Genomic DNA, 16,882 nt, shown 5'->3' with positions numbered 1-16,882 from the left:
GCCAGCCGCCCCGATCACGCCACCGTTCAATAAAGCGCCACCACCACCGCCTATCACGCCACCCGGGGCAAAAAAAGGTAACCGCATGGTAATCGCAACACCCCAAACCAGCACCGCCCACTGGTACGTCATCCAATGCAAAGGCGGTGAATCCTTCCGCGCTGCCGAACACCTCGCCAACCAGGGCTACGAGGTGTTCCACCCCGTGCTGGACGTCAAACGCAAACGGCAAGGCAAGCTCACCACCGTTTCCGAGCCGCTGTTCCCTTACTACCTATTCATTCAGTTAGACCAGGTCAACAGCAACTGGCGCCCCATCCGCTCCACCCGGGGCGTCCTACGCCTGCTCACCTTCGGCAACACCCCCATCGCCGTCCCCGACGCCCTCGTGGAAACCCTTCGCGCCCAGCCCCACCGCCAGCAAGGCAATCACAGCTATTTCAAGGCGGGTGAAAAAGTCACCATCACCGAAGGCCCCTTCAAAGACCTGGAAGCCATCTTCACCCGCTGCAAAGGTGAAGAACGCGCCATCGTGTTATTGAACGTGCTACAACGCCCCCACCCCGTCGAACTCCCTGTAGAGAGCTTGGCAAAGGGTGAGGGGTGAGGGGTGAGGGGTGAAGGGTGAAGGGTGAAGGGTGAAGGGTGAACCGTAGCGCGGCGTAACGAATCTTGCGAGGCACGAGCAAATGAGGCACCCGCGAAGGCGGCGCCAGCCGCCCTGATTACGCCACCATAAACAACCACGCCACCGCCCACCCATGTACCCTTATCGGCAACGCTCCCGCATTGCTTCGCGGGTGCGCTCCGCTTACACCGCGCTACGGGTCATCACCAACATCGGGCATGGGGGATGGCCGCGAACGCGCCGATGTTGGGTATGGATTAATCACGCCACCATCACCAACCGCGCCACCGCCCCCACCGCGCCCTCATCGGCAACGCTCCCGCGTTGCTTCGCGGGTGCGCTTCGCTTACACCGCGCTACGGGTCATCACCAACATCGGGCATGGGGGATGGCCGCGAACGCGCCGATGTTGGGTATGGATTAATCACGCCACCATCACCAACCGCGCCACCGCCCCCACCGCGCCCTCATCGGCAACGCTCCCGCGTTGCTTCGCGGGTGCGCTCCGCTTACGCCGCGCTACGGGGTCATCGCCAGCGTCGGGCAAGGGCAACCACGCCCCCGCACAAAAGATGCACTTCTTTCCCAATCACGGTACGCTTAACCTAAATCCAATGAAGGGAAGCAGCCCTTGGCCACTTACCGGCGCGCTCTCATCCCTGGCGGCACTTACTTCTTCACCGTCGTGACCTACAATCGTCAACCACTGCTGACAGATCATCTCAATATCCGCGCCTTGGGCCGAGCCTTCCGTAGAGTGAAAAAAGAACGCCCCTTTACCATGGACGCCTTCGTCCTGATGCCCGACCACTTACACTGCCTATGGACCCTGCCCGAAGGCGACGCTGATTACTCTTCACGCTGGCGAGACATTAAAAAATACGCCTCCCAAGACTTCACCCTCCCACTGGGCACCAAAACCGCATGGCAGCGCGGCTTCTGGGAACACGTCATCCGCAATGAGCAAGACTGGCAAAACCACATGGACTACATCCATTACAACCCCGTCAAACACGGCTGGGCCACCGCCCCCAGCGAATGGAAATGGTCCAGCTTCCACCAATGCGTCACCAAAGGCTGGTACGACCCCCAATGGGGCGCCCAAACCCCACCCGACATCGCCCAAATGAACTGGGAATGAACACCATCGCCCTCACCGGCAACGCTCCCGCGTTGCTTCGCGGGTGCGCTTCGCTTACACCGCGCTACGGGTCATCGCCAACGTCGGGCACGGATAACCATTCCGAATGGTGGCACCCGTAGCGCGGCGTAACGATTGAGCGAGAGCAACGAGCGAAAGAGGCACCCGCGGAGGGCGGCGCCAGCCGCCCCGATTACGCCACCGAACGACAAAACGCCACCGCCAACCATTGCGCCCTCATCAGCAACGCTCCCGCGTTGCTTCGCGGGTGCGCTCCGCTTACGCCGCGCTACGGGGTCATCGCCAACGTCGGGCACGGATAACCATTCCGAAAGAGGCACCCGCAGCGGCGGCCCGGCGCGGAGGCGGCGCCAGCCGCCCTGATTGTGCCACCGCACGACAAAACGCCCTCTCACCACCGCCCGCGCACTAATATCACCCCCGGTTCCCCCACACCACAAAAGGTGGGTTCAGGGTTTGGGAGGGGGTAGCGTAGTGCAGCGGGTGGCCGTCCAGGGTGACGATGCGCCCTCCGGCCTGGTGGACGATGGCGTGGGCGGCGGCGGTGTCCCAGAGGCTGGTGGGGCCGAAGCGGGGGTAAACGTCGGCTTGGCCTTCGGCGATCAAACAGCTTTTCAGCGAACTGCCCATGGGCTGCATCTGATAAGGCCCCAACGCCGCCAGCCAATCGGTGAGTGCGGGGTCGTGATGAGAGCGGCTGCCCAGCACGCGCCACATGGCGCCCTCGGCGGGCCTGCCCGCCACCTGCAAACGGGTGCGCTGGCCATCCGGCGCTATCTTGTAAGCTCCTACCTCCTCTGCCGCCAGGTAGGCAACGCCGGTGACCGGGGCGGTCACCACACCCAGAACTGGCGCGCCGTGTTCGATCAGCGCGATGTTGACGGTGAACTCCCCGTTGCGCTTGATGAATTCCTTGGTGCCATCCAGCGGATCCACCAGCCAGTAACGGCCATCGTCGCCAACCCCTGAAAAGCCTTCCACATCCTCTTCGGATAAAATGGGATACGTCGGCGGCAGCGCCTGCAAACCTTGCCAAATGACGTCATGCGCCGCTCGGTCCGCCTCGGTCAGTGGGCTGTTATCCTGCTTGACCGTCACTTCGAAGGCGCGGCCATACACCGCCATGATGGCACTGTCCGCCGCCTTGGCAATGGCCAACACCTGTTCCAGTAATTCCCGCATGGCACCTCCCAAACATGCAAAAACCGCCCACGGGGGACGGTTTTCGAACACACAGCCTGCAACAGGCCGTTAAACGTTGTAACCCGCTTCACGGGCCAGCGTGGTATTGGCCTGCAGCCAGCCTTCGATATGCCCGCAGTCGAACGTACGGCCATGCATACGGTACGCCTGCACGGTTTGCCCTTCCTGCATCAAGCGGTCGATGGCATCGGTGAGCTGGATTTCGTTGCCCGCGCCGGGCGGTTGGTCGCGCAGTAGCTCCATGATGCGGTAAGGCAACACGTAGCGGCCAATCACGGAAAGGCGCGAAGGCGCTTCTTCCGGCTTGGGCTTTTCCACCACGCCGCGCATGTTGGCGCTTTCGCCCGCCGCAGGCTCATCGCAATCCACGATGCCGTAGCGGTACACCTCTTCCTGGGGCACGGCTTCCACCATGATTTGCGATGCGTCGTTGGCTTCCCAGCGCGCCACCATGCTGCCTAAGTCACAAGCACTACTATCCACCTGCGGCTTGACCAACACGTCTGGCAGAATCACCGCGAACGGCTCGCCCTGGTCCAGCAGGTGGGCCGCGCAAAAAATCGCATGCCCCAGGCCCTTGGCATTGGGCTGGCGAACACTGGTCACTTTCAGTTGCTTGGGAGAAATGGCCGATAGCGTCTCCAGCAGTGCATCCTTACCCTTGCTGGCCAGCGAATGCTCAAGCTCGAAGTGGGCATCGAAATGGTCTTCGATGGCCGATTTACCGGCACGCGTCACCAAAATGATCTCGTTGATGCCTGCGGCCAGCGCCTCTTCCACCACGTGTTGGATAAGAGGACGATCCACCACCGGCACCATCTCTTTAGGAATCGCCTTGCTGATCGGCAGCAGACGCGTACCGAAACCGGCCACCGGAATAATCGCTTTGCGTACTTGAGTCATCATTAACGTCCTTTTACTAAGCGTGCTTTCCAATGTGAACTTTCAACTAACAAACCACGCTAAACGATATGCAATAGACATGCCGATCAATATAGCAGGAACGCAGCTACCGGCGCGAGCCTGGGTGCCTCCATCAGCACTCCTGGCGGAGTGCTTCGCGGGTGCGCTCCGCTTACGCCGCGCTACGGGTGCCTGCCTAGAGTGCCGCGAACCATTAGAGCGAAGTGCTTGCCCCGTAGCGCGGCGTAACGAATCTTGCGAGGCACGAGCAAATGAGGCACCCGCGAAGGCGGCGAGTAGCCGCCTGGATCAAGCCTCCGTGAATGGTCACATCTCGGTGCCAAGATCGGCACTCCTGGCGGAGTGCTTCGCGGGTGCGCTCCGCTTACGCCGCGCTACGGGTGCCTTGCCTTGCATATTGTGGAGACGCGGGACACATGATGCTCAATTTTGGCACCATGTAGCGCGGCGTAACGAATCTTGCGAGGCACGAGCAAATGAGGCACCCGCGAAGGCGGCGGGTAGCCGCCTGGATGATGCCGCCGTGAGTGATCATAACTGGGTACCACCATCGGCACTCCTCGCGGAGTGCTTCGCGGGTGCGCTGCGCTTACGCCGCGCTACGGGGGCCTGCCTCAGGTGTCGTAAAACCTACCAACACTGGGCAATTGCACATACCCGTAGCGCGGCGTAACGAAAGAGCGAGTGAAACGAGCGAAAGAGGCACCCGCGAAGGCGGCGCCCAGCCGCCCCGATCACGCCACCCTCACCCACCGCGCCATCGCGCCAACGCCCACCCATATGGCCCCATCAGCAACGCTCACCGCGTTGCTTCGCGGGTGCGCTCCGCTTACACCGCGCTACGGGTACATCGCCAACGATACGCATGGGCAGCCGCCCCGATCACGCCACCACAATCAACCGCGCCCCCACAAACCTGGCAACCAGCCAAAAAAAACCACCCATCAAGGGTGGTTTTGGTTTGCGACCATCATGCTTATAACAAAGGCTTAACCTTTCAGCACGCCCGAAAGTAACTGCTTGGCGCTGTCGATCAGTTCGTCCAGGTGTTGGGGGCCTTTGAAGCTTTCGGCGTAGATTTTGTAGAGCGATTCCGTGCCGCTGGGGCGGGCGGCGAACCAGCCGTTGTCGGTGGTGACTTTCAAGCCGCCAATGGCAGCCTGGTTACCAGGGGCCTTGACCAGTACAGCGGTGATGGGGTCGCCCACCAGGGTGGTGTCGGTAACGCTGGCGGCGGTGAGCTGCTTGAAGGCGTCCTTCTCTTCCACGCTGCACGGCGTGTCCACACGTTTGTAGCAAGGCTCGCCAAAGCGCTGGGTCAGCGTCTGGTAATACTCGCTGGGCGTTTTGCCGGTCACGGCCAGAATCTCGGCGGCCAGCAGGCACAGGGCAATGCCGTCCTTGTCGGTAGACCACGCCTTGCCGTCGCGAGTCAGCAGGCTGGCCCCGGCGCTCTCTTCGCCACCAAAGGCCAACCAACCATCGGAGAGGCCATCCACGAACCATTTGAAGCCCACCGGCACCTCGTGCAGCTCCCGCTCATGGGAAGCCACCACCCGGTCGATCATGGAAGACGACACCAGCGTCTTGCCAATGCGCAGCTCCTGGCTCCACTCAGGGCGGTGGCCCATCAGGTAATCCACACACACGGCCAGGAAATGGTTGGGATTCATCAAGCCGTTGGCATCCACGATACCATGGCGGTCGGCATCCGGGTCGTTGCCGAAAGCGATATCGAAGCGGTCCTTGATCTTGAGCAGGTTGGCCATGGCCGCCGCGCTGGAGCAGTCCATGCGGATCTTGCCATCGTGGTCTGGCGGCATGAACGCAAAACGGCTATCAATGGTGGTATTCACCACCTCGAGATTCAGCCCGTAATGTTCGGCCACCGCCTGCCACACTGGCAGCGCCGTGCCGCCCATGGGGTCTACCCCTAGCGTCAAGTTGGCCTTTTGAATGGCGTCCATATCCACCACACGCCCCAACTGGGCAACGTAATGCGCAGTAAAATCATACTCCTGCACCTGGGCCAGCGCCTCTTCCAACGACACCAGAGCAATATCGCTCAGTTGGCGCAGCAGGTAGGCATTGGCACGCAGCTCGATCCAGCGGGTGGCTTCGGTATCGGCAGGGCCACCGTGGTACAGGTTGTACTTGATGCCGCCATCTTCCGGCGGATTGTGCGAAGGCGTGATGATCAAACCATCAGCCTTGGCGGCAGGGTCACCCAGCGGGTGCTGAGTGTTGTAGTGAATGATGGCCTGGCTCACCAGCGGGGTGGCCGTATAACCATGACCCTTCTCGACCAACACCGGCACCTGGTTGGCGACCAGCACACGCAGTGCGCACTCCCAGGCGGGGCGCGAAAGCGCGTGGGTGTCAACGCCCAAAAACAGCGGCCCCTGATAGTTCTCTTCCTTGCGGTAATCCACCACCGCCTGGGTAATCGCGATGATATGCGCCGCGTTGAAGGTGCGCTCGGTGGCGCGACCACGGTGGCCAGACGTACCAAAGGCGATGCGTTCCTTCACGACACTGGCATTCGGCGTTTGCTCATGAAATGCCTGGATAATGGCGTCCATTTGCTTCTCCCTTGCGTGAATCGCCACTCCTGTTGTGCGTTATCCAACGCGCACCTTTCAACATGACGACATGACTCATGAATAAAAACAATTCAGGACTAACCCACACTTAACGCAGCGTAGCCCATTGACATCCTCCCCTCCCTCAGCTTGCGCTGCCGCCTCGCGGCGGAAAGGAAGGGGATTCCCAGGTTGTTGCCTTCCTGGTTCCTGCTTCGCTGTCCGTTGCCCTCAATGCCTTGGCATTGCCGGTCTTACACAAACTCCACAGGCGTTAATTCCCGAGTGCCCCTCGGTAGTTACTTCAACACTCGGCACCCGCTAATAGCGCGGTGCCAGCTTGTAGGATGTTGCGGGCGGCATTGAGGTCACGGTCAATGCCTTCGGTGCCACAGCCTGGGCAATCCCACATGCGAATATTTAGTGGTAGCGATTTCATGACAAATCCACAGCCATGGCAGCGTTTTGAGCTTGGGTACCAGCGGTCGATCTGGACGAACTGGCGTCCGGCCCAAGCCGCTTTGTAGTCAAGCTGGCGCACCAGCTCCCCCCAGCCAACATCACTGATGGCGTTAGAGAGATGGGGATTTTTGACCATGTTCTTCACCTGCAAACTCTCCGCTGCGATCACTTGGTTCTCGTTAACGATCTGGCGAGTGAGTTTATGCAGGCGGTCTAGCCGAGTGTCGGCAATTTTGGCGTAGCATTTGGCGACCTTTAACCGCGCCCTGGCGCGGTTATTGGAGCCTTTCCGCTTACGTGATAGCTGGCGCTGCGCCCGCGCCAGTTTACGGGCATAGCGTGCCGTATGGCGGGGATTGTTAACCCGCATTCCGTCGCTGGTCACAAAGAGGTCTTTCAGTCCCAGGTCGATACCGACCATCTTCGGCGTTATAGGGAGGGCGTCGGTGTCCACTTTGCAAAGACAGCTAATGAAGTAACGGCCTGCGGCGTCTTTGGATACCGTGACGGTGCCTGGGGCAGAAGGAAGCTCACGGCTCCAGCGAATGCTCAGCGGTTCACTGCATTTAGCCAGGGTGATTTTACCGTCACGGTAGGAAAACGCTGAACTGGCAAACGTTGCCGACTGGCGGTGCTTTTTGGATTTAAAGCTGGGATACCGCGCCCGCTTGGCAAAGAAATTCTTGAAAGCGGTTTGTTGGTGGCGCAGGCATTGTTGCAGTGGCACCGAACTGACCTCGGCCAGAAAGGCGGTGTCAGGCTGCTTTTTTAACTGTGTCAAAAACGCGCTGGCGTCGGTGTAACCGATTTTTTCCTGACGCTGATAGAACGCATCGGTGCGATAGCGCAGCACCGCGTTCCAGACAAACCGCACGCACCCAAACGTTCGCGCCAGCAGGGTTGCCTGCTCTGGCGTGGGGTAGAAGCGGTATTTGAAAGCGCGTTCGGTTATCATATCTTACAAATTATCGTGTTTTATGTAAGGTTGCAAGGCACAAGGCGTCCTGCCGGACGCCGCGCTATCCATCCTCGCACTCAAAGTACGAGGTTTTACGCGCTGACTGATAATAACTCAAGGCCGCCAGGGTAAAACCGTCTTCCAGTTTGCCCTGCGCCATTTGTAGCGGCAATAATGCCAGCGGCACTTTCACGATGCGTTCGGCTTCATCGTCGCGGTTACCCGCCACCGCCTCGGGCGGCAACGCCACCACATAAAGGTCGATACACGAAGAAAGAATGGCCGTATTAGGGCGCATTCTGCCCAACCAGCTCAAGTGTGCCGCATCGGCCACCAGCCCGGTTTCTTCACGTAGTTCTCGCAGCGCACACGCCGCCGAAGTTTCATTAACTTCACCATAACCACGGGGGATTTCCCAGGTCGTTTGACCGCCCTGCGCGGTACGGCACATTTCAAGCAACCAGACCTCATCGCCCACGATGGGCAATACCGCCGCGCCATTCCCCGAGCGGGGCTCGTCCACGTAGAAAAAGTCGCCGTTGCGCACCACCCGAAACCAAGGGTTCTGATACTCGATCATCGCTTCAGTTCCACCCCCATCACAAGTCATAGCCTGTGTTCAGAGCCGCCAACGTCTCACGGCGGCTGCCAATGGCAATACCACTTTCCAGCGTAAGCGTTCATTCCACGACGTAGTTGACCTACTTCACGTCACGCAGAGGCCTTAATAACTCCGGCGAGACCTTGTACTGTTTGGTGCCGTCCTCGGCCAGAACAATCACACTCTTGCGGTTGATCTTGGTGACGATCCCCAGCACCGGGCCTTCCCGGCCCTCGAAGGTTACTTTCAGGCCCACCCGCAACTGACTCAGTGCCTGCAGATTTTCCTGATCCCTCAGTTCGTCGATGCGCCGGCAGACGTATTGATTCAATTCCAGCAACTGGTCGATGCTCATGTCCTCAATGCGCACGGACGGTAGCCTCCGGCTGTTTGCTCTGTCGATCAGGATGGCGTGGGTCGATCAGCGCCCGTAATGGGTTGTCGGCAAACCGGGTTTTCCAGAGACGAGGCGTCAGGTCGCTGACGTCACTGGCCGGGTGCTGGCTGATGCGTTGCAGCACGTCCACCAGGTAGGTGTAGGGGGTAATATCGTGCAGCTTGCAGGTGCTGATCAGGCTCTGGATGATGCCCAGGTGTTCCGCGCCCAGTTCGGTCCAGCAGAACATCCAGTTTTTCTTGCCCATGGGGATGGGCCGTAGGGCCCGTTCCAGGTGATTGGTATCGGGTTGTACGCCCGGATCTTCCAGGAACACCGTCAGGCTCGTTTCCCGGCCGAGCACGTAATTCAGGGCTTTGGTTAACGGTTCACTGGGTAACAGGCCGCCTTGCCCCAACTGATCCCGGCACCATTGGAAGAAGCCGCTGACGACCGGCTTCGCATGGTCCAGCCGGTATTGACGCTTCTTCTCGCCGGTGAGCTCCTTTTCCTTAATGGTATCTTCAATCTGGTACAGCTTCGCGATCTGTTGCAGGGCTTCGGTGGCCTTCTCAGGATGATCCTTTTGGGCCTCAACGAAGCAACGGCGACTATGCACCCAGCATTGAGCATGAGTAATGCCTTTCTGGGCCGCGGCATAGCGGGCATATGCGGCATAACCATCGCTGATCAGAGTGCCACTGAATTGGTCGTTCAGAACCTGCTCGATGTGCAGTCGGCCCCGACTGTTCGAGTAGGTAAACACCACTTCGTCGTCATCACCGTATAGGGGCCAGAACCAGCCTGTTTTCATCTTGCCTTTCTGCGGGCCTGCCCGGCCCTGGTGGCCCGCTTTGATGGGTGTTTCGTCCATGGCCAGCACCCGGCTGCGCAGCACGTTGTCGGTCTGGGCGTCCACAATGGGCCGAAGCAGGTCGATGGCCCGCTTCACCAGGTTCGTCAGGGTGCTGCGGCTGAGGGTAATACCCGCTTGTTGAATGCGCTGGTGCTGGCGATACAGCGGCAGGTGGAACTGGAACTTGTCCACCAGCAACCCGGCCAGCAGGCTGACATCGGCCAGGCTGTTGTCCAGCACGTTGAACGGGGCTGGTGTTGTCACAGGTTTTTGATCCGTGCCCTTACGACGGAACACCGGGCGTTCGCATTTGAGCACCACATAGCTGGAGGCCCGCCCCCTCTGTCAGGATTGATGTCGTGTCCCTTGTTACACTCTCTTAAATATTCAGGGGCGTTTGGAGATCTGTATGCCTCGCTATTCCGATGAGCGACGTCAGGCCGCTGTGGCCAAGCTGTTACCGCCTTATAACCAAAGCGTAGAAGAGGTCGCTCGGCAGGAGGGGATCTCGCCAGCAACTGTTTACAAGTGGCGTAAAGAAGCCCGTGCGGAGGGACGCTGCCTGCCCGATGCAAGTGACCAGGGTACGACCGGCTGGTCGTCCCGAGACAAGTTTGCAGCGGTGGTTGAGACCGCAGCGATGAACACCGAAGACGTTGCTGCCTATTGTCGTCAACGGGGACTGTATCCCGAGCAGCTGCAACGCTGGCGTCATGACTGCGAACAAGCCGCCAGCTTGTCCCATGAGGACCGCCGTCGAGAAGCGGATGAAGCCAAGCAGCAGCGCAAGCGGATCAAAGAGCTGGAACGAGAGCTACAGCGCAAGAACACAGCACTCGCGGAGACAGCTGCACTGCTGACGCTGTCAAAAAAAGCACGGGCGATCTGGGGGGACGAGGAGTCATGATCAGCATCGAGGATCGCCAACATGCCGTAGAGCTGATTGCTGTTGCCTGCAACGAGGGCGCCACCTTGGCGGCTGCCTGTGAAGTTGTCGGGATTTCTATCCGGACTCACCAACGCTGGATGCAGGCGGGAAAGCTAACAGGCGACAAACGCCCTTTAGCCGAACGCCCAGCCCCCGCTAATGCGCTGACCCCAGAAGAAGAGGCCGAGATCTTGAGGCAATGCCACCGTGACGAGTTTGCTGCTTTACCGCCGGATCAAATTGTTATTCGGCTGATGGATGAAGAGCAGCGTTACATTGCCTCCGTATCGAGCTTTTATCGAGTGCTGCGTAAACATGGCCAGCTGGCACACCGGGGACGCGCCAAAGCCCGCAAATCACAGCCAGCGCCGACTACACATACAGCAACCGCCCCCAACCAGGTGTGGTCCTGGGACTGCACCTGGCTTCCTGGGCCAGCCAAGGGTACCTACTACTATCTGGTGATGATCCTCGACATCTTCAGCCGTAAAGTCGTGGGCTGGGAAGCCTTTCTGGGGGAGTCTGCAGCTAACTCACGCCGTGTCATTGAGCGAGCCGTGCTGGCCGAAAACATGGTAGGCCAGCCTCTGGTGCTGCACGCAGATAACGGCAGCCCCTTCAAAGGCATTACCTTGCTTGAGAAGCTGAGAGATCTGCAGATCCAGCCTTCGTTCAGTCGACCGCGTGTGAGCAACGATAACGCCTTCTCCGAGGCTCTGTTCCGCACCTGCAAGTATGTGCCGAACTACCCTGTCAGTGGCTTCGCTGACCTATCAGCTGCCCAGCGTTGGGTGCACGGCTTCGTCCAGTGGTACAACTATGAGCACCGCCACAGTGCTATCCGCTTCGTGACGCCGATGCAGCGCCACACAGGAGAAGACAAAGTCATATTGGCCAAGAGACATGCCCTCAACCTTGCAGCCAGAGCTGTGCATCCTGAGCGCTGGAGTGGGGACACCCGCAACTGGCATCCTGTGACATTAGTATCGCTAAACCCAGAGCGCCGAGTAGTTAGGGAGGTAGAGAAAATAGCTGCATAAAAATCAAACAGGGCGACAGATACCTTGACAGTTACCGCCCGCTGGGCCAGACGGTAGGTGGTTTTGGTGCCGATGATGTCGTATTGGTCGGCGTCCGGCCCGGTCAGCTCCGGCGGCAGTTGCTCGATCACTTCCACCGGTACATCCGCCGTAAAGCGCAGGCCGGTGTCGTTCAGGCAGTCGTCATCGCGCTGCTTTTTGCCGGTGCCGCGCTGGTAGGCCTTGATGGTGCGCTTTTCTTCCTCGGCAGGCTGTTCCGGTAGCGGTGCGTCATCCGGTTGGAACAGGTTGTCCTGTTCCGGAATATCGTAAACCTGTTTCTCGGATTTGGGGCCGAACAGCTGCTTCTTGAACCAGTCTAACTGGTGTTTCAACTGCCGAATGGATTCCGCCTGGGCCTCCAACTGCTCGCGCTGCAACGCATTTTCCTCGGCCAGGGCCGAGTAGGAAGGTGCATTGGGTTGGGGGTCGGAAGCCGTTGAATTCATGGCCGACATTATACCGGAAGTCCGTCTTCTATACCCCTCGAAAACGCTTGAATTGGCGGTATTTCTGCACCTCGATGCCATCGATCAGTAGTTGCAGATCCGTCAGGGTCAGGGCTCGCTGACCGGAGGCGGATAACGGCACCCGGAACTGCCCCTGCTCCAGGCGCTTGGCCCACAGGCAATAACCGGTAGCGGTAAAATACAGCATCTTCATCTGGGTCTTGCGACGATTGACGAAGACGAAATACTGGCCACTGAGTGGGTCGTGCTTCAACTGATTCCGGACCAGGGCGCTCAGGCCCCGGAACGATTTGCGCATATCCGTGGGCTCGGTGCACAGCCAGATGCGCGCCTGACTATCGAGCCCGATCATCCGTTCTGGCTCAGCCGCAATTCGACGCCGTTGCCGAGGCTGAGCACAATATTCCAGCCTGGGCCGGACTGCGCTGCACCCATCAGAGAGGACAGGTCCAGAAAACCGGCTTCGCCGGAATCCGCTGAGTCACCGGCCGCCTGATCGGACAGGCGCTTGCGCCAGTTGCAGAAACTGGCGTAGCCGATGTTCTCTTGTTTGCAGAACTTCGAAGCTGACAGACCACTGTCTCGCTGCTGATTGACCAGGGCCTGCCACTGTTCGGGTGTGCGGTGCTTTCTCATGGGGGTAACCTCGCTTGGAAACTGTGAGGTTACTTTAGGGCGAATTTTAGCGGGGTGGCAGAACGTCGTGGAATGAACGCTTACTTTCCAGCAACCAGGGTGGAAAGCGTGAAAGCCCGGCAATGCGGTCCATCACGAAGGCTTCGCCTGGGGCCACGAACAGGCCATTGTAACAGGCATCCACCACCTCCAGCCGAAACTGGTCGCGCTGGGGGTAGCCGGCACCGCCAAGGTGCCCAGTGCCGCGTACCAATCGGAGCGCGAACCCAGCGGCAAACCGCCTTGCTCGGCCAATGCCAGGGTATGTAGATGCACATGGCGCTGGCGTTCCGCTGCCGCTAACGCGGAAGGCGACTTCAAACGTGAATGGATATGTTCCGTTAACGCGCCGGGCTGCTTCGGTAATGCCACCACGGCGGGCTGATAACTGCTCAGTGTTTCATCGGCCTTTTTCAGGGCCTTCATCATATGATTCCACTGTTCAGAAGTTAAGTCTTTTTTGGCTACGCCGCCTAACTGAGAAACCACATAGTTGTCATCCAGTGCCGTAAAGTACTCCGCCAATGAAAGCTCACTGCCCAGATTAAACCCTCTAATCACCAACTTGCTTTCATTGTGCCGATCACTCTTGAACCAACGCTGTACAGCATCAGAAGAAAGTAACGAAATAATCGAGGGGTTATCCATCAATAAATTGGGCGACAACACCACGCCATCGGCAAACAATACCCCCGCCATGAAACGTGCCCGCACTTCCTGTTCACTCAAGCGGCGCACGGAATCGCAATTTGCCAAGAAAAGTTTTTCTTTTAATATCATTGACGTTTGCTCAGGCCATAAAAAAAGCCAGCCCTGCGGCTGGCTTTGTGAAACGTAACACTTATCGCAGAACTAGCCCAGACGGTTGGCATCCTGCAATTTTAACAGGCCGCTCAACGCGCCATCCTCGTTCACTACCAGCAAAGACGTAACGTTTGCTTTCAACATGATGTTCTCGGCATCCGCGAACATTTCCGTCTCATTGATCGTGAGCGGCGTAGGTGTCATCACACTCATTGCCGTCATGCCATCGAAGCTATCGTGGTTGAACAATGCACGGCGCAAGTCACCATCGGTAATCACGCCTTTGATGGTGCCGTTATCGACCACCACGGCAATGCCCAGCCCCACCTGGGTAATGGTCATGATGACTTCTTTCATGTTGTCCTGCGGGGCACAAATGGGCAGCTCGGTGTGCATCACGTCTTTGACGCGAGTCAGCAAACGCTTGCCCAGGCTCCCGCCCGGATGGAACACCGCGAAGTCATGGGGTTGGAAGTCACGACGTTCGATCAACGCCACCGCCAGGGCATCGCCCATGGCGAGTGTTACGGTAGTGGACGTGGTAGGCGCCAGATTGTTGGGGCACGCTTCACGCTCTACCGACACATCCAATACCAGATCACAATTGCGGCCAAGGGTTGAATCCGGGTTACCAACCATCGCGATGGTTTTCACCCCGAAATGGCGCATGGAAGGAATCAAGCGAATGACCTCCTCCGTTTCACCACTGTAAGAGATCAACACCACCACATCGTCGGCAGTGAACATACCCAGATCGCCATGATAGGCTTCCGCAGGATGCACGGAAAAACTGGGCGTGCCCGTTGATGCCAGCGTGGCCGCAATCTTGTTACCAATGATGCCCGATTTGCCCATCCCGGAGATGATGACGCGCCCCGGCGTTTCGAGGATCATATTGACAGCTTGGTCGAAAGCACCATTGAGTCGGGCAGCCGCCGCTTCCAATGCACGGGCCTGTACTTCAAAGACTTCTTTACCGACACCGACACTCGACATTTGATTACTATCCTTTTCTATCACGTTGCTCTACCACTCATTGGGCGGCTCCACCGGATACCGAATGGAAGCCCTTCGCTGAATTGAACACATCTGCCCTTCCATGGGCGGTAAGAATGGCATCCGCCAGTTCTCGCACGGCACCCTGGCCACCCGCCAAGGCCAACACACCACTTGCGTGCTGCTTCACATAGCTGGGTGCATCCGCCACGGCATAAGAGAGCCCGCACGCCGCAAAGGCAGGAAGGTCGATCGAGTCATCCCCGATACAAGCCGTTTGATCCGCAGTTACGCCTGCTTGTTCCATCAACGCCAAACATGCCGCGTATTTATCCTTGACGCCAAAGGCGTGCAGGCCAATTCCCAGGTCGGCTACCCGCTTGCGCAGCGTGGGCGAATCTCGGCCAGAAAGCACGGCCACACGAATGCCACACTCTTCCAGCAACCGCATGCCCAGGCCATCACGCACATGGAAGCGCTTCAAGCATTCGCCCGTAGCATCGTAGTAAATGCCGCCATCGGTCAGCACACCGTCTACATCGGTAATCAGCAGCTTGACCTGAGCCAGCGGCGACACCGGTGCATAGGGCTTGCCTTCCAGGATCGCCCGCACTTTCTCCAGGCATTCGGGGGTATCCACCCCTGGCCCCGTCGGTTCGACCTCAAAGGCACGAATGCTCAGGCCCGCTGCCAACAACCGAAGCTGCTCGAGCTGTTCGGTTTGCTCCAATGCCGAGGCAGGCAATTGGGCATACTGCTCCAGAATGCGCTTACGGTAAGCATACACGCCCACATGCTTTTTAAAGCCAGGGTGCTTATCGCCCTCACGGGGGTAAGGAATGGGCGAACGGCTGAAGTAAAGCGCATTACCCGCCTGCCCCAGCACCACTTTCACGGTGTTGGGGTTTTGGGCTTCTTCATCTTCGATGGCGTGGTAAAGCGTACCCACATCCACGGTGGGGTCGGCCAGCATGCCTTGGGCAAGCTGCTCTACATCACTCGGGCGAACCAGCGGTTCGTCACCTTGCAGGTTGATGTAGATATCAGCCTCTACCTGGCCCATTACTTCCACCAGGCGGTCGGTGCCGGAAGGATGATGCTTCGAAGTCAGCACCGCCTTGCCGCCAAAAGCATTCACGGCATCGACAATGCGCTGGTCATCCGTCGCCACGACCACGGTATGCGCAGAAGGCACCTGCTGTGCCTTCTCGAACACCCATTGCACCATGGGCTTGCCCAGCAAATCCGCCAGCGGCTTACCCGGCAAACGGCTAGAACCAAAGCGCGCAGGAATGACCAGCGCCACACGGTTAGAGGTAGACACAGCCAGCTCCTTAATCAATTTCCAGCGCAGGCATGGCCTTCACGGCATCGTCAATGGCCTTGATCTGGGTGAGGAACGGCTCCAGCAAATGCAGCGGTAAAGCGCTGGGGCCATCGCACTTGGCGTTGTCCGGGTCGGGGTGGGCTTCCAGGAACAAACCGCCAATACCCACCGCCATGCCCGCACGGGCCAGTTCCAGGGCCTGCTTGCGACGGCCACCGGAAGCGGCACCCAGCGGGTCACGCTGCTGCAGCGCGTGGGTCACATCGAAGATGATGGGCAGGTTGCCGCAGGTATTTTTCATCACCCCAAAGCCGAGCATATCCACCACCAGGTTATCGTAACCAAAGCTGGTGCCCCGGTCGCAGAGCATGAGCTGGTCGTTGCCTGCTTCCTTGAACTTCTCGACGATATTGACCATTTGCCCTGGGCTCAAGAACTGGGGTTTCTTGATGTTGATCGGCTTGCCCGTTTTGGCCAGTGCCATGACCAGATCCGTTTGGCGAGCCAGGAAGGCGGGCAACTGGAGTATATCGACCACTTCCGCCACGGGAGCGGCTTGCCAAGGCTCGTGTACATCGGTAATCACGGGCACACCGAACGCTTTTTTCACGTCTTCGAAAATGCGCATGCCCTCTTCCAGGCCGGGGCCACGGTAAGAGTGGATGGAAGAACGGTTGGCCTTGTCAAAGCTGGCCTTGAACACGTAAGGGATACCCAGCTTGCCACAGACTTCCACGTATTTTTCACAGGCCGTCATGGCAAGGTCACGGGACTCAAGTACGTTGATACCCGCCAGCAGGGTAAATGCCTTGTCGTTCGCGATAGAGATATTGTAGCCGTTCAAATTCATG

Annotated in this window: 15 protein-coding genes and 3 pseudogenes; 4 read left to right on the top strand and 14 right to left on the bottom strand. The window is 58.7% G+C overall.

The window, feature by feature from the left end; all coding sequences use genetic code 11:
* The first annotated feature begins 85 nt into the window (after positions 1 to 85).
* Together rfaH and KVY02_RS06100 are read left to right on the top strand one after the other, a co-directional pair.
* Complete coding sequence (gene rfaH / locus KVY02_RS06105; protein WP_218314781.1) at positions 86 to 607, top strand: transcription/translation regulatory transformer protein RfaH; 522 nt, start codon at positions 86 to 88, stop codon at positions 605 to 607.
* 652 nt (positions 608 to 1,259) lie between these two features.
* On the top strand, positions 1,260 to 1,769 hold the full coding sequence (locus KVY02_RS06100; protein WP_218314780.1) for an REP-associated tyrosine transposase: 510 nt from the start codon (positions 1,260 to 1,262) through the stop codon (positions 1,767 to 1,769).
* A 435-nt stretch (positions 1,770 to 2,204) separates the two neighbouring features.
* On the opposite strand, the gene cysQ is transcribed toward KVY02_RS06100, so the two are convergent.
* The 7 genes and pseudogenes from cysQ to KVY02_RS06065 form a co-directional block, all read right to left on the bottom strand.
* On the bottom strand, positions 2,205 to 2,972 hold the full coding sequence (gene cysQ, locus KVY02_RS06095) for a 3'(2'),5'-bisphosphate nucleotidase CysQ (RefSeq protein WP_218314779.1): 768 nt from the start codon (positions 2,970 to 2,972) through the stop codon (positions 2,205 to 2,207).
* 69 nt (positions 2,973 to 3,041) lie between these two features.
* Positions 3,042 to 3,896 (bottom strand): UTP--glucose-1-phosphate uridylyltransferase, encoded by an 855-nt coding sequence (locus KVY02_RS06090; protein WP_218314777.1) that lies wholly within the window; start codon positions 3,894 to 3,896, stop codon positions 3,042 to 3,044.
* Positions 3,897 to 4,906: 1,010 nt separating this feature from the next.
* Positions 4,907 to 6,499 carry a phosphoglucomutase (alpha-D-glucose-1,6-bisphosphate-dependent) gene (gene pgm / locus KVY02_RS06085; protein WP_218314775.1) on the bottom strand — a complete coding sequence of 531 codons (1,593 nt, stop codon included), beginning with the start codon at positions 6,497 to 6,499 and terminating at the stop codon, positions 4,907 to 4,909.
* A gap of 304 nt (positions 6,500 to 6,803) precedes the next feature.
* Positions 6,804 to 7,916, bottom strand: a complete 1,113-nt coding sequence (locus KVY02_RS06080) for an RNA-guided endonuclease TnpB family protein (RefSeq protein WP_218314770.1) — start codon at positions 7,914 to 7,916, stop codon at positions 6,804 to 6,806.
* 64 nt (positions 7,917 to 7,980) lie between these two features.
* On the bottom strand, positions 7,981 to 8,499 hold the full coding sequence (locus KVY02_RS06075) for an NUDIX hydrolase (RefSeq protein ID WP_218314768.1): 519 nt from the start codon (positions 8,497 to 8,499) through the stop codon (positions 7,981 to 7,983).
* A 121-nt stretch (positions 8,500 to 8,620) separates the two neighbouring features.
* On the bottom strand, positions 8,621 to 8,890 hold the full coding sequence (locus KVY02_RS06070) for a hypothetical protein (RefSeq protein ID WP_011783506.1): 270 nt from the start codon (positions 8,888 to 8,890) through the stop codon (positions 8,621 to 8,623).
* Positions 8,880 to 10,088: pseudogene (locus KVY02_RS06065) on the bottom strand (IS66 family transposase); the annotation flags it as partial. The pseudogene KVY02_RS06065 and the gene KVY02_RS06070, both read right to left, overlap by 11 nt.
* 73 nt (positions 10,089 to 10,161) lie before the next feature.
* Between KVY02_RS06065 and KVY02_RS06060 the strand changes: the two are divergent.
* Positions 10,162 to 11,720: pseudogene (locus KVY02_RS06060) on the top strand (IS3 family transposase).
* 119 nt (positions 11,721 to 11,839) lie between these two features.
* On the top strand, positions 11,840 to 11,983 hold the full coding sequence (locus tag KVY02_RS18280) for a hypothetical protein (protein ID WP_256357617.1): 144 nt from the start codon (positions 11,840 to 11,842) through the stop codon (positions 11,981 to 11,983).
* On the opposite strand, the pseudogene KVY02_RS18275 reads toward KVY02_RS18280, so the two are convergent.
* From KVY02_RS18275 to kdsA, 7 genes and pseudogenes are all read right to left on the bottom strand, one after another.
* Positions 11,975 to 12,208 (bottom strand): annotated as a pseudogene (locus KVY02_RS18275) (transposase); the annotation flags it as partial. The gene KVY02_RS18280 and the pseudogene KVY02_RS18275 sit on opposite strands and share 9 nt — an antisense overlap.
* A gap of 28 nt (positions 12,209 to 12,236) precedes the next feature.
* A complete protein-coding gene (tnpB, locus tag KVY02_RS06050) occupies positions 12,237 to 12,581 on the bottom strand; it encodes an IS66 family insertion sequence element accessory protein TnpB (protein WP_016915087.1) in 345 nt (114 codons plus the stop codon).
* Positions 12,578 to 12,865 (bottom strand): IS66 family insertion sequence element accessory protein TnpA, encoded by a 288-nt coding sequence (locus KVY02_RS06045; RefSeq protein WP_016915086.1) that lies wholly within the window; start codon positions 12,863 to 12,865, stop codon positions 12,578 to 12,580. The genes tnpB and KVY02_RS06045 overlap by 4 nt, the downstream gene beginning before the upstream one ends.
* A gap of 132 nt (positions 12,866 to 12,997) precedes the next feature.
* A complete protein-coding gene (locus KVY02_RS06040) occupies positions 12,998 to 13,684 on the bottom strand; it encodes a hypothetical protein (RefSeq protein WP_218314766.1) in 687 nt (228 codons plus the stop codon).
* Positions 13,685 to 13,756: 72 nt separating this feature from the next.
* Positions 13,757 to 14,704: a KpsF/GutQ family sugar-phosphate isomerase gene (locus KVY02_RS06035; protein ID WP_218314764.1), complete on the bottom strand. Its 948-nt coding sequence runs from the start codon at positions 14,702 to 14,704 to the stop codon at positions 13,757 to 13,759.
* A gap of 37 nt (positions 14,705 to 14,741) precedes the next feature.
* On the bottom strand, positions 14,742 to 16,028 hold the full coding sequence (gene kdsB, locus KVY02_RS06030) for a 3-deoxy-manno-octulosonate cytidylyltransferase (RefSeq protein WP_218314762.1): 1,287 nt from the start codon (positions 16,026 to 16,028) through the stop codon (positions 14,742 to 14,744).
* A 10-nt stretch (positions 16,029 to 16,038) separates the two neighbouring features.
* Positions 16,039 to 16,881 (bottom strand): 3-deoxy-8-phosphooctulonate synthase, encoded by an 843-nt coding sequence (kdsA, locus tag KVY02_RS06025; RefSeq protein ID WP_218315052.1) that lies wholly within the window; start codon positions 16,879 to 16,881, stop codon positions 16,039 to 16,041.
* Position 16,882: the final 1 nt, after the last annotated feature.

The organism is Halomonas sp. 18071143 (assembly GCF_019211725.1).
GTDB lineage: Bacteria > Pseudomonadota > Gammaproteobacteria > Pseudomonadales > Halomonadaceae > Vreelandella > Vreelandella stevensii.
The sequence above is the reverse complement of the archived record's forward strand: the minus strand, read 5'-3'. Positions and strand labels throughout refer to the sequence as shown.